The organism is Variovorax sp. OV329 (assembly GCF_900114785.1).
Classification (GTDB): domain Bacteria; phylum Pseudomonadota; class Gammaproteobacteria; order Burkholderiales; family Burkholderiaceae_C; genus Variovorax.
In genome coordinates this window covers 37,911-50,111 of the sequence record NZ_FOUG01000008.1, presented here as the reverse complement: position 1 = coordinate 50,111, position 12,201 = coordinate 37,911, and the positions used below count along the sequence as shown (strand labels likewise).

General features: G+C 69.2%; 14 protein-coding genes. 6 read left to right on the top strand and 8 right to left on the bottom strand.

What is annotated here, in order from left to right; genetic code table 11:
• Nucleotides 1-2: 2 nt before the first annotated feature.
• From BM345_RS15265 to BM345_RS15250, 4 genes are all read right to left on the bottom strand, one after another.
• On the bottom strand, nt 3-1,562 hold the full coding sequence (locus tag BM345_RS15265; protein ID WP_093380824.1) for a formate dehydrogenase beta subunit: 1,560 nt from the start codon (nt 1,560-1,562) through the stop codon (nt 3-5).
• Between the two features lie 61 nt (nt 1,563-1,623).
• A complete protein-coding gene (locus BM345_RS15260; protein ID WP_093380823.1) occupies nt 1,624-2,112 on the bottom strand; it encodes a formate dehydrogenase subunit gamma in 489 nt (162 codons plus the stop codon).
• Nucleotides 2,113-2,277: 165 nt separating this feature from the next.
• Nucleotides 2,278-3,228 carry a LysR substrate-binding domain-containing protein gene (locus BM345_RS15255; RefSeq protein WP_093380821.1) on the bottom strand — a complete coding sequence of 317 codons (951 nt, stop codon included), beginning with the start codon at nt 3,226-3,228 and terminating at the stop codon, nt 2,278-2,280.
• A 22-nt stretch (nt 3,229-3,250) separates the two neighbouring features.
• Nucleotides 3,251-3,826, bottom strand: coding sequence for a hypothetical protein (locus tag BM345_RS15250; RefSeq protein ID WP_139237532.1), 576 nt, complete (start codon nt 3,824-3,826; stop codon nt 3,251-3,253).
• Nucleotides 3,827-3,962: 136 nt separating this feature from the next.
• On the opposite strand from BM345_RS15250, the gene BM345_RS15245 reads away from it, so the two are divergent.
• Nucleotides 3,963-5,747 carry a lysoplasmalogenase family protein gene (locus BM345_RS15245; RefSeq protein WP_093381143.1) on the top strand — a complete coding sequence of 595 codons (1,785 nt, stop codon included), beginning with the start codon at nt 3,963-3,965 and terminating at the stop codon, nt 5,745-5,747.
• Here the strand turns inward: BM345_RS15245 and ruvB are convergent.
• Nucleotides 5,714-6,775 carry a Holliday junction branch migration DNA helicase RuvB gene (gene ruvB / locus BM345_RS15240; RefSeq protein ID WP_093380818.1) on the bottom strand — a complete coding sequence of 354 codons (1,062 nt, stop codon included), beginning with the start codon at nt 6,773-6,775 and terminating at the stop codon, nt 5,714-5,716. The genes BM345_RS15245 and ruvB overlap by 34 nt on opposite strands.
• Nucleotides 6,776-6,784: 9 nt before the next feature.
• On the bottom strand, nt 6,785-7,357 hold the full coding sequence (gene ruvA, locus BM345_RS15235) for a Holliday junction branch migration protein RuvA (RefSeq protein WP_093380817.1): 573 nt from the start codon (nt 7,355-7,357) through the stop codon (nt 6,785-6,787).
• A gap of 169 nt (nt 7,358-7,526) precedes the next feature.
• Between ruvA and BM345_RS15230 the strand changes: the two genes are divergently transcribed.
• The 3 genes from BM345_RS15230 to BM345_RS15220 are packed head-to-tail and all read left to right on the top strand — an operon-like array spanning nt 7,527 to nt 9,574.
• Nucleotides 7,527-8,483 (top strand): PhoH family protein, encoded by a 957-nt coding sequence (locus tag BM345_RS15230; RefSeq protein ID WP_093380815.1) that lies wholly within the window; start codon nt 7,527-7,529, stop codon nt 8,481-8,483.
• A 15-nt stretch (nt 8,484-8,498) separates the two neighbouring features.
• A complete protein-coding gene (ybeY, locus tag BM345_RS15225) occupies nt 8,499-8,951 on the top strand; it encodes an rRNA maturation RNase YbeY (protein WP_093380814.1) in 453 nt (150 codons plus the stop codon).
• Nucleotides 8,952-8,953: 2 nt separating this feature from the next.
• On the top strand, nt 8,954-9,574 hold the full coding sequence (locus BM345_RS15220) for a class I SAM-dependent methyltransferase (protein WP_093380812.1): 621 nt from the start codon (nt 8,954-8,956) through the stop codon (nt 9,572-9,574).
• Nucleotides 9,575-9,576: 2 nt separating this feature from the next.
• On the opposite strand, the gene dtd is transcribed toward BM345_RS15220, so the two are convergent.
• Nucleotides 9,577-10,017: a D-aminoacyl-tRNA deacylase gene (dtd, locus tag BM345_RS15215; RefSeq protein WP_093380811.1), complete on the bottom strand. Its 441-nt coding sequence runs from the start codon at nt 10,015-10,017 to the stop codon at nt 9,577-9,579.
• Nucleotides 10,014-10,958: a cation diffusion facilitator family transporter gene (locus tag BM345_RS15210; RefSeq protein WP_093380809.1), complete on the bottom strand. Its 945-nt coding sequence runs from the start codon at nt 10,956-10,958 to the stop codon at nt 10,014-10,016. Before BM345_RS15210 ends, dtd begins: the two co-directional genes overlap by 4 nt.
• Before the next feature lie 202 nt (nt 10,959-11,160).
• Between BM345_RS15210 and BM345_RS15205 the strand changes: the two genes are divergently transcribed.
• On the top strand, nt 11,161-11,577 hold the full coding sequence (locus BM345_RS15205) for a FecR family protein (RefSeq protein WP_093380808.1): 417 nt from the start codon (nt 11,161-11,163) through the stop codon (nt 11,575-11,577).
• Nucleotides 11,578-11,630: 53 nt separating this feature from the next.
• On the top strand, nt 11,631-12,188 hold the full coding sequence (locus BM345_RS15200; RefSeq protein WP_254789748.1) for an OmpA family protein: 558 nt from the start codon (nt 11,631-11,633) through the stop codon (nt 12,186-12,188).
• Nucleotides 12,189-12,201: the final 13 nt, after the last annotated feature.

The following is a 12,201-nucleotide window of genomic DNA, read 5'->3' as shown; positions in this document are numbered from 1 at the left end:
TGTCAGGCGGCCTGGCGCTCGGGTGCCGCGATGCCGAAGTCCCCGGGGAAGTGCTTGAGCGCCGACAGCACCGGGAAGGGCGTCATGCCGCCCATGGCGCACAGCGAGCCGTTGACCATGGTGTTGCACAGGTCGCGCAGCAGGATGACCTGCTGGGCCCGGTTCTGGTCGGCGCGGATGCGGTCGATGACCTCTACGCCGCGGGTGGAGCCGATGCGGCAGGGCGTGCACTTGCCGCAGGACTCGATGGCGCAGAACTCCATCGCGTAGCGCGCCATCTTCGAGAGGTCGGCCGTGTCGTCGTGCACCACCAGGCCGCCATGGCCGACCGTGGCACCCACCGCCGCGAAGGCCTCGTAGTCCACCGGAAGGTCGAACTGGCTCTCGGGCATGTAGGCACCGAGCGGGCCGCCGAACTGCACCGCCTTGATGGGCCGGCCGCTGGCGCTGCCACCGCCGAAATCCTCCAGCAGCTCGCGCAGGGTGACACCGAAGGCCTTTTCCACCAGGCCGCCGAAGCGGATGTTGCCGGCCAGCTGCATGGGCAGCGTGCCGCGCGAGCGGCCCACGCCGAAGTTCTTGTAGAAGGGCGCGCCGCGCGACAGGATGATCGGCACGCTGGCCAGCGTGATCACGTTGTTGATGAGCGTGGGCCGGCCGAACAGGCCCTGGATGGCCGGCAGCGGCGGCTTGGCGCGCACCACGCCGCGCTTGCCCTCGATGCTTTCCAGCAGCGCTGTCTCTTCGCCGCACACGTAGGAGCCGGCGCCCTTGCGCACTTCGAGCCTGAAGGCGTGGCCCGAGTGCAGCACGTCGTCGCCCAGGTAGCCGGCGGCCTCGGCCTTGGCGATGGCCTCGTTCAGCACAGCGATGGCATGCGGGTATTCGGAGCGCACGTAGATGTAGCCGCGCGTCGCGCCGGTGGCGATGCCGGCAATGGTCATGCCCTCGATGAGCACGAAGGGGTCGCCCTCCATGGTCATGCGGTCGGAAAAAGTGCCCGAGTCGCCTTCGTCGGCGTTGCACACCACGTACTTCTGCGCGGCCTGCGTGCCGGCCACCGTCTTCCACTTGATGCCCGCGGGGAAGGCCGCGCCGCCACGACCGCGCAGGCCCGAGTCGAGCACCTGCTGCACGATCTGCTCGGGCGACATCCGCAGCGCCGCGCGCAGGCCGGCGAAACCCTCGTGCGCCTCGTAGTCCGAAATGGAGAGCGGGTCGGTGATGCCCATGCGGGCGAAGACCAGGCGCTCCTGCTTCTTCAGGTAGGGGATCTCGTCGGTGAGGCCGAGTTTCAGCGGATGCGCACGGCCCAGGTGGAAGCCCGCATCGAAGAGGCCCGCGACGTCGTCCGGCGTGACCGGACCGTAGGCCACGCGGCCGGCCGGCGTCGCCACCTCCACCAGCGGCTCCAGCCAGAACATGCCGCGCGAGCCGTTGCGCACCATGCGGATCTTGACGCCGCGCGCGGACGCTTCCTCCGCGATGCGGCGAGCCACCCGCTCGGCGCCGGCGGCCAGCGCGGCGGAGTCGCGCGGCACGTAGATGACGGCGGCGCTCATCGGAGGACCTCCGTGCTTTGCACTGCGGTGCGAGCACCCTTCGCAGCGGCGTGGCGGGTGATCATGCCTCGCTCCTGGCTTGCGCGACGAGCACGTCGAGCCCGCGCGCCGAGACGCGGCCGTGCGGCTCGCCGTCGAGCATCAGCGCCGGTGAGGAAGCGCACAGGCCAAGGCAGTAGACCGGCTCCAGCGAGAAGCTGCCGTCCGAGGTGGTGCTGTGGCTGGCGCAGCCCAGGCGCAGCTCGGCATGGGACAGCAGCGCATCCGCACCCATCGACTGGCAGGCTTCCGCACGGCAGATCTGCAGCACGTGGCGGCCGGCCGGCTCGCTGCGGAAGTGGTGGTAGTAGGTGATGACGCCGTGCACCTCGGCGCGCGAGAGGTTCAGTGCATCCGCGATCTGCGGCACGGCATCGGCCGGCACATGGCCCAGGCGGTCCTGCAGCTCATGCAGGATGGGCAGCAGCGCGCCCTCCTCGTTCGCGTGGCGCGCCAGCACCTCCTGCACCGCGGGGGTGGCGGCCGGGCGGGGTTCGCGGGCCAGGTCCATGTGAGACTCCTTCTTCGTGTTCGCACCCCCGTGGGTCGGGGTTCGAGCGGAGTCTGCGCACGGCCGCCAAGGCGGTCCAATTTATTCGGGGAATGGGTCGATGCGTTCCCGAAATGATGAGAGCGCGGGGCCTTGCCCGCGCAGTCCCGCCCCGCGGGAAGACCCCTAGGATTCCAGCGCGCCGGCGTGACTGGCGACTTCGCGGGTCCAGGCCGCGTCTTCGGCGAAGGCCAGGGCAGCTTCCAGCGTGCGCGAGGGGCGGTTGGTGTCGTGCACCAGGAAGGAGATGGCGGTTTCCACGCTGGGCGAAACCAGTGGCAGCGCCTCGATGTCGTCGTAGCCCTGCACGTCGTCCACCAGGGCACCGGGCATCACGCTGCACACCCGGCCAGCGCGCACGCTCAGGGCCAGGGTGGAGATGGAGTTGGTCTCGATCACCGGTTTCGGCTGCACGCCCGCCTCGGCGAAGGCGCGGTCGATGATGCTGCGGTTGTGCATCTCGGCGCTGAGCAGGCACAAGGGCAGCGCGGCCGCGTCGGCCCATCGCATCGGCTTGCCCACGCGCAGGCCCTGCGGCTTCGCGCTGGTGCGCGGCGCCTTGCGCAGGAGGAAGTAGTGCTCGGTGTACTGCGGGATCACGCGCACCGCCGAGTTGCTGTTGTCCATGCGCTCGGTGTAGCCCAGGCCCATGTCCAGCGCGAGGCTCTCCAGCCCGGTCTCCAGCTCGATGGAACTCATCGAACGCAAGGTGGGCGTGATGCCCGGGTGCCGGTCCTGCAGCATGGCGACGAAGCGCGCCGCAATGGGCATTGCCGTGGGCACGGCGCCGATCAGCAGGTTGCCGGAGGGTGCGTCCTTGCCGCTGTGGAGGTCCTGCTGCAGCAGTTCGTACTCGCGCAGGATCTTGCGGCCGCTGGCCAGGATGCGCTCGCCTTCCACCGTGAAGCCGGCGAAGTTGCGCCCGCGCTTGACGATGGAGGTGCCGAAGCTGACCTCCAGCGCGCGGATGGCATTGGACAACGCCGGCTGGGTGACGCTGCAGGCCAGAGCGGCGCGGCCGAAGTGGCGGTGGTCGTCCAGCGCGACCAGGTACTTGAGAGAGACGAAAAGATTCATTCGGTGGGGATCGTGCCGCGCTTCATCCGCGGTCCTTGGACAGCAGGCGGCTGAGCATGGAGCGCGGCAGTGGCTCGGCTGGCGGCACGGCGGCCAGGCGCCCGGCGTACACGGCGCGCTCTTCCTGCAGCACATCGGTCAGCAGGCGGGCGTTGTCGCGGTTGTAGAGCCAGACGCCGCCCACCACGAAATGCGCGGCATGGCGCGGATGCGGCCGGGGCATGACCTGGATGTCCTGCACGCCCACGCTCTGCAGCATGCGTGCGCGGGCGCCGGCCAGTCGGGTGGCGCCCTCTTCCTGCGCCTCGAAGGCCTCGATGTCGGCGCTCAGCACGATGCCGATGGCGCTGATGGCCGGGTAGCGGTCGACGAAGAAGCTCAGCACCTCCACCACGATCAGCCGCGCGGTGCGCCAGGTGCCCAGGCGCTTGAGGTCGGTGGTGCGAAAGTCTTCCAGGCGCAGTTCGCCACCGTCCGGGCTGGTGCTCACCTGGTTCAGCCGGCCCAGGTGCAACTGGTCGTCGAACACATCGAGAGGCTCGCCGAGGACATAGGGTCCTGAGCGAGGGCCGGCAATTCGGAGGCCTTGGAAGGTCATGGGGAGGTGGGTGCGGACCCTTGAAAGTCTAACAAGGCGCATGTAAGGAAATTACGGCCGGGTCGGCGCCACATGGGGCAAACCATGAGGAGCACCAACTGTCGGGCACGCCTTGCGCAACGGACAATTCCGCCCCATGCGTCCCGGCCAGGTCATCGTTCTCGCCACGCCGATCTTCCTGATCTCGATCGGCATCGAATTCCTCATCGGGCGCATCCGCGCGCGCCGCGGCACCGGGCAGGACACCTACCGGCTGGCCGACACCGTCAACAGCATCGGACTGGGCATGCTCAGCCAGATCGGCGGGGTGCTCAGCAGCCTGCTGCGCATCGCCATCTACACCGCCTGCTGGTCGGCCTTCGCGCTGTTCCCGGCCAGCGACTTCTGGATGCAGTGGTACGGCTGGCTGCTGGCGCTGGTGTTCTACGACCTGTGCTACTACTGGCAGCACCGCATGAGCCATGAGTGCGCGGTGCTGTGGGCCGCGCACGTGGTGCATCACCAGAGCCAGCACTACAACCTCTCGACCGCGCTGCGCCAGACCTCCAGCGGCTTTCTGCTGGACTGGATCTTCTACATCCCCATGGCGCTGGCCGGCGTGCCGCCGCTGGTCTTCGGCGTCGTGGCGCTCATCGACCTGCTCTACCAGTTCTGGGTGCACACCGAGCAGGTGGGCAAGCTGGGCTGGTTCGACCGCTGGTTCTGCTCGCCCTCCAACCACCGGGTGCACCACGCGGTGAACGACCGCTACGTGGACCGCAACTACGGCGGCGTGCTGATCGTCTGGGACCGCCTCTTCGGCAGCTTCAAGGAAGAGGACGAGCGGCCGGTGTACGGCACCCGCAAGCCGCTGGACAGTTGGGACCCGCTGTGGGCCAACCTGGAGGTGTATTGGGCATTGGGCCGCGATGCCTGGCGCACGAAGCACTGGGGCGACAAGCTGCGCATCTGGTTCAAGCCGCCGGGCTGGCGGCCGGCCGACCTCGCGGCCAGCGACCCGCATCCGCCCTTCGACATCGCGCAGGTCCGGCGCTACGAGCCCGTGGTGCCTGGCGCCGTTCAGCTTTTCGCGGGCCTGCTCTTCCTGGTGCTGCTGGGCGGCACGGTGGCCTTCCTCTGGTTCGCCGAAGTGCTGCCGATGCCGACCACGCTGGTGTGGCTGGCGGTGCTGAGCGTGGGGCTGTGGTCCACCGGCGCGCTGCTGCAGGGGCGGCTCTCTGTGCTCGACGTTGTTTTCGTCAATGCGGCCGCGCTGGCCACCGCATCGGGTGCGCTGGGCATCGCGCCGCTGCACCTCGTGACCAAGCCGCTGGCGCTGGCCGTCGGCATCGCGATCGCCTGGAGGCGGTCGCGCACACCGCAGGCCGGCGGGCGCTTCGGCGTGCTGCTGCTGGCGGGGCTCGCCGGCTCGCTGGCGGGCGACGTGTTCCTGATGCTGGGCGCACACCTGTTCGTGCCGGGCCTGGCGAGCTTCCTGGTGGCGCACCTGTTCTACATCGCGCTCTTCACCCAGGGTGTCGGCCTGTTCCCGCGCAGGTGGGCGCTGGCTGCGACGCTGGGCGTGGGCGGGGCAATGTATGCCTTCCTGTGGGCGGGGGGACTGCCGGCCGGCCTGCGCGTACCGGTGGCGCTCTACGTGGTGGTGATCGCCTGCATGGCAGCGCAGGCCATCGGGCGCGCGGCGGTGCTGAAGGACGGCGCAGCCCGGGCCGTGGCGCTGGGTGCGCTCTTCTTCATGCTGAGCGACTCGCTGCTCGCCCTGAACCGCTTCGTGTCACCCCTGCCGCTGGCCTCGCTGTGGGTGCTGTCGACCTACTACGCCGCGCAGTGGCTGATCCTGCGGCACAGCGTGCGGCCGCAGCCGGGCGCGGCACGCGAAGAAGAGGCTCAGGCGCCGAACAGGTCGCTGTTGTCGCGCTGAGGCGGCGCCACGCCCAGGTGCCGGTACGCCGCCAGCGTGGCGATGCGCCCGCGCGGCGTGCGCTGCAGGTAGCCCTGCTGGATGAGATAGGGCTCGATCACGTCCTCGATGGTGCCGGACTCCTCGCCGATGCTCGCGCCGATGTTGTCCAGGCCCACGGGCCCGCCGTCGAAGCGGTGGATCACGGCTTCGAGCAGCTTGCGGTCCATCAGGTCGAAGCCCTGCGGGTCCACGTCCAGCATGGCCAGCGCCTTGTGCGCGATCTCCTCGGTGATGCGGCCGGCGCCCTTTACCTCGGCATAGTCGCGCACCCGGCGCAGCAGGCGGTTGGCGATGCGAGGCGTGCCGCGCGAGCGGCGCGCGATCTCGAAGCTGCCGGCATCGTCCGTCGGCACGTTGAGCAGGCCGGCGCTGCGCTTGACGATGCGCCCCAGCTCCTCGGCGGTGTAGAACTCCAGCCGCGCCACGATGCCGAAGCGGTCGCGCAGCGGGTTGGTCAGCATGCCGGCGCGGGTGGTGGCGCCCACCAGCGTGAAGGGCTGCAGGTCCAGCTTGATGCTGCGCGCGGCGGGGCCCTCGCCGATCATGATGTCGATCTGGTAGTCCTCCAGCGCGGGGTAGAGGATTTCCTCCACCACCGGCGACAGGCGGTGGATCTCGTCGATGAAGAGCACGTCGTTCTTCTCGAGGTTGGTCAGCAGCGCGGCGAGGTCCTTGGGCTTTTCGAGCACAGGGCCGCTGGTCTGGCGCAGGTTCACGCCCAGCTCGGCCGCGATGATGTGCGAGAGCGTGGTCTTGCCCAGGCCCGGCGGGCCGAAGAGCAGCACGTGGTCCAGCGCCTCCTCGCGCTTGCGCGCGGCGCCGATGAAGATCTCCAGTTGCTCGCGCACCTTGGCCTGGCCGACATACTCGTCGAGCAGCTTGGGGCGCAGGGCGCGCTCGATCGCCTCCTCGTTGGGCGAGGCGGGGGCGGCGGAGACCACGCGCTTTTGCGGGGCCGGGGCGAAGTCGTCGGTCTGGATGCTCATCGTCGGGCGCTACTTTGCCAGGGCCTTGAGCGCCAGCTTGATGCCCTCGCCCACCGCCACGTCCTTGGGCAGGGCTTTGAGGGCGGCGGCGGCCTCGCGGTCGCTGTAGCCCAGGGCCACGAGCGCCTGCAGGATGTCGGCCTGCGAGTCGGAGGCGGCATGCACCGGCGCGCCGATGTCGGCGCCGATCTTGCCCTTGAGCTCCAGCAGCAGGCGCTCGGCCGTCTTCTTGCCGATGCCGGGGATCTTCACCAGCCGCCCGGTCTCCTGCAACGTGATGGCCTGCGCCAGCTCGGCCACGCTCATGCCCGAGAGCACGCCCAGCGCCGTGCGCGGGCCCACGCCGGAGATCTTGATGAGCTGGCGGAAGGCCGCGCGCTCCTCGGCGGTGCCGAAGCCGAACAGCACCTGCGCGTCCTCGCGCACCACGAAGTGCGTCAGCAGCGAGACGCGCTCGCCGGCTTGCGGCAGGTTGTAGAAGGTGCTCATCGGCACGTCGACCTCGTAGCCGACGCCGTTGCAGTCCACCACCACCTGGGGCGGATTGCGTTCGGCCAGGGTGCCGGTCAATTTGCCTATCATTGGCACCCTCCCAGCCTCGCCCACCCCGTGTGGCTCGGGCACCCCGTCCAGGGGGCGGCCTCCGCGGCCCGGCCCAGCCGGCCCCGCGGGGCTTTACGCCCCGGATTGCAATGATTCAAGCGCTGCTGGTCGTGCATGGGTGCCGCGAATAGAAAGAATTGGAAACCGCGTGATTCTGCGTCACACCTTCGCCCCGCCCAACAACACCCGCCTGTCGCACCTGTGCGGCCCCCTCGATGCCAACCTGCGGCGCATCGAGGAAGCGCTGGACGTGAAGATCGCGCACCGGCATGAAGACTTCAAGATCGACGGCCCCAAGCCCAAGGCCGAGCGCGCCTTGGAGGTGCTGCAGGCGCTGTATGAAATGGCTCGGCGCCCGCTGGACGCCGGCCTGGTGCAGCTCACGCTCGCCGGCGACACGCCGCTGGGGGAGGCCGACGACGGCAGCGCCACCCTGGCCACGCGCCGCGCCGACCTGCGCGCCCGCACGCCCAACCAGAGCGTGTACCTGGAGAACATTGCCAACCACGACATCACCTTCGGCATCGGCCCGGCCGGCACCGGCAAGACCTACCTGGCGGTGGCCAGCGCCGTGGATGCGCTGGAGCGCAGTAGCGTGCAGCGCATCGTGCTCACGCGCCCGGCGGTCGAAGCGGGCGAGCGCCTGGGCTTCCTGCCCGGCGACCTGACGCAGAAGGTGGACCCCTACCTGCGCCCGCTCTACGACGCGCTGTACGACCTGATGGGTTTCGACCGCGTGACCAAGGCCTTCGAGCGCAACACGCTGGAGATCGCGCCGCTGGCCTTCATGCGCGGGCGCACGCTCAACAACGCCTTCGTCATCCTGGACGAGGCGCAGAACACCACGCCCGAGCAGATGAAGATGTTCCTCACCCGCATCGGCTTCGGCTCCAAGGCAGTGGTGACCGGCGACGTGAGCCAGATCGACCTGCCCAAGACCCAGCTGTCGGGCCTGATCGACGCCGAGCGCGTGCTGCGCCGCGTGAAGGGCATCGCCATCACGCACTTCAACAGCAGCGACGTGGTGCGCCATCCGCTGGTGGCGCGCATCGTCGACGCCTACGACGGCGCACGCAAGCGCGATGCGGCGCGCGCGGCCGCCTGAAGGACAGGGGTCAACATGGCACTTCGCGCCCTGAGCCTGTCGCTGCAGTTCGGTCAGTTTCCGCAACTGGCGCGGCACCGCACCGCCTTGCCACGGCACAGCGTCGTGCGCTGGATCCGCCACGCGCTGGACCTCGACGCCGAGATGACCGTGCGCATCGTCGATGCCGAGGAAGGCCAGCGCCTGAACCGCGAGTTCCGCGGCAAGGACTACGCCACCAACGTGCTCACCTTCGACTACGCGCAGGAACCCCTGGTGATGGCCGACCTGGTGCTGTGCGCGCCGGTGGTGGCGCGCGAAGCCAAGGAGCAGGGCAAGACCCTGGCCGCGCACTACGCGCACCTGCTGGTGCACGGCACCCTGCACGCGCAGGGCTGGGACCACGAGACTGGCGAGGAAGACGCGCAGGAGATGGAAGCGCGCGAGATCGATATCCTCGCCGGCCTCGGCATCCGCAACCCCTACTGAGCATGACGCTGCCCGGCACGCCCGACGACTGGCTGCCGCGCTGGCTGCCGCTCTTGCGCCAGAGCGTCGACTCGGCCGGCGGTGCGCCGGTGCTGGAACTGGGCTGCGGTACTGGGCGCGACACCGAGGTGCTGGTCGCGAACGGCCTGGGCGTGGTCGCCCTGGAGCTGCTGCCCGCGCAGCTCGAACTGGCACACCAACGCGTGCCGGCGGGTGCCGACTTCCACCAGCAGGACATCCGCGCACCTTTCCCCATCGGCGAACAGGGGCCAGGCGAGGTGGGCGCCGTGCTGGCCAGCCTCTCGCTGCACTACTTCGACTGGGCCCAGACGCTGGAGATGGCGGCGCGAATCCGCCGCACGCTCCAGCCCGGCGGGCTGCTGCTGTGCCGGCTGAACTCGGTGCGTGATGTTCACCACGGCGCGCAGGGCGACTACCCTCGCATCGATCCCGACGACCCGGACTTCCTGCATGTCGATGGGTGGGACAAGCGATTCTTCGACCGGCCGCAGGTGGACCGGATGTTCGCCGACGGCTGGAACTGGGTGGGCCTGGAAGAACGGACCGTGATGCGCTACGCAGAACCCAAGGTCCTGTGGGAAGCGGCGCTGCGGCGCGCCTGAACTCAGCTCATCTGCATCGGGATGGTGACCGGCCCGTCGTTCACCAGGTGCACCTGCATGTCGGCAGCGAACACGCCGGTGGCGACCACCGGATGCGACTCGCGCGCTTTCTGCACGAAGTAGTCGTACAGCCGCCGCCCCTCCTCGGGCGCGGCCGCGCCGCCGAAGCTGGGCCGGTTGCCGCCGCCGAGGTCGGCCGCCAGGGTGAACTGGCTGACGATCAGCAGGCCGCCCCTCACGTCCTGCACGCTGCGGTTCATCTTGCCGGCCTCGTCGGAGAAGATGCGCAGCTTCAGCAGCTTGGCCAGCAGGCGGTCGGCCTGCGACTCGCTGTCGCCGCGCTCGGCGCACACCAGCACCATCAGGCCGGCGCCGATCGCGCCCACCACCTCGGCATCGATCTCCACGCGCGCTTCGCGCACACGCTGAACGACTGCCTTCATGCGCCTTCCTTCTCCAGCAGCACCGCACGCGCCTCCATGCCCAATGGCAGCAGCTGGATGGTGACGCGCAGGCCGGGCACCGCATCCATCAAGGCCTGCTCCACGCCGTCGCGCAGGCCGGCGGCGCGCTGCAGGGTCCAGTCGCCTGGCACGTGCATGTGCAGGTCCGCGAAAAGGCGCTGGCCCGCACGGCGTGTGACCACGTCGTCGAAGCGCACGCGCTCGCCCTCAGGGGTGGCGGACCGGAATCGCTCGAGCGCAGCCAGCAGCGCCTCGATCGACTCGGGCTCCAGCGCCTCGTCCATCAAGCCCTGCGAAGAACGCCAGACGAGCTTGAAACCCTCGCGCACGATGTTCAGGCCCACCACGATGGCGATCGCCGGGTCCAGCCAAAGCCATCCGGTCAAGGCCACGGCGGCCACCGCGACCAGCACGCCGGCGGAGGTCCAGACGTCGGTCATCAGGTGGCGCCCGTCGGCCTCCAGCGCGATGGAGCGGTGCGCCGCCGCTGCCCTGAACAGCATGAGGGCCAGCACCGCATTGAAGCCCGAGCTGAGCACCGACAGCCCCATCCCCCAGCCCAGTTGCTCCAGCGGCTGCGGATTCATGAGGCGCAGCACGCCGAACCAGATGATGGCGGCGGCCGCGCCGAAGATGAGCACGCCCTCGAAACCCGAGGAGAAGTACTCCGCCTTGTGATGCCCGTAGGGATGCCCCTCGTCGGGCGGTCGCGCCGCAATGGTGACCATGCCCAGCGCAAAACTGGCGCTGGCGAGGTTGACGAAGGACTCCAGGGCGTCGGAGATGAGGCCCATCGAGTTCGTCACGTACGCCGCCAGGCCCTTGAGGACGATGGTGATCACGGCGACCGCGATCGAGAGACGCAGCAAGGCCTTGGGGCTTTGGAGAAAGGTCTTTGAGGAAAGGGGGGCTGCAGGCACGTGGAATGAAGGACGCTGGCCTCGATATGACGGAATTATCACGGTCGTCCAGGCGCAAGGATTCGCTTAACATCGTTGCCCCATCACAAAAATGAATGCTTAGGGAGTAATAGAAGTGATCCGTAGGAACCTCCGCGCCGTCGCTGCCTCGACCCTGATCGCAGCAAGCCCCGGCGCCTTTGCCCAGAACGCTGCGCCATCGATGGCTCCCACCAACACCAAGCCACAGGCTGCCGAGGAGCACGCCGGCGTCCTCAAGTCTGTGCAGGGCACCGTGCGGCTCACTTCACCCTCGGGCGCCACGCGCCTTGCCAGGTCGGGCGATGCCGTCGCGCTCGTCGACCGCATCGACACCGATGCCGACAGCGGCGCCAGCCTGGTCCTGCGGGACGGAACCATGATGGTGATCGGCCCCGCCTCGCGGCTGGAGCTCAAGGAGTTCCAGTTCGACTCGACCACGCACAACGGTGGCCTGATCGTGTCGCTGCTTCGCGGCTCGCTGCGCATGGTCACCGGCCTTCTGGGCAAGCGGCCCGACGGCATCCGCGTCGACACGCAGACAGCCACCATCGGCATCCGCGGCACCGACTTCATCGTCACGGCGGACGACAAGAGCTGATGCGCGGCCACCTGCTCTCAGGAATCGCAGGTATCGCCGCACTGGCGTTGCTGATGTCCGGTTGCTCCACGCCTGGGACGCGCGTGATCCTGCTGCCGCAGGAAGACGGCAGTCCCTCCTCGGTCACTGTTCGCACCCAGGGCGGCGAGCAGTTGGTGTCACAGCCCTACCAGCGCGCCACGGCGCCGACCGGCTCCAAGGAGCTGCCAAGACTGGACCAGGCCGACCCGGCCGAGATCCGCGCGAAGAACAAGGAACTGTTCGACCTGGCACCACCGAAGCCGCAGAACTTCGATCTTTATTTCGATGCCGGCGGCACGGCGCTCACCGCGGAGTCGGTCGCGGCTCTGGACGGGGTGGTTTCGGCCGCATTGAAGCGCGCCGGAGCCGACATCACCGTCACCGGCCACACCGACACCCGCGGCAGCACGGGCGACAACGACGCCCTGTCGATGCGGCGCGCCCAGGAGATCAAGCAGTTGCTGGTGGGCAAGGGTTTCCCTGCCGACCGGGTCGAGGCCATCGGCCGCGGCGAGCGCGAGCTGGCCGTGCAGACCGCCGACAACGTGGACGAGCCACGCAACCGGCGCGTCGTGGTCGTGGTGCGCTGACGCCCGGGGGCGA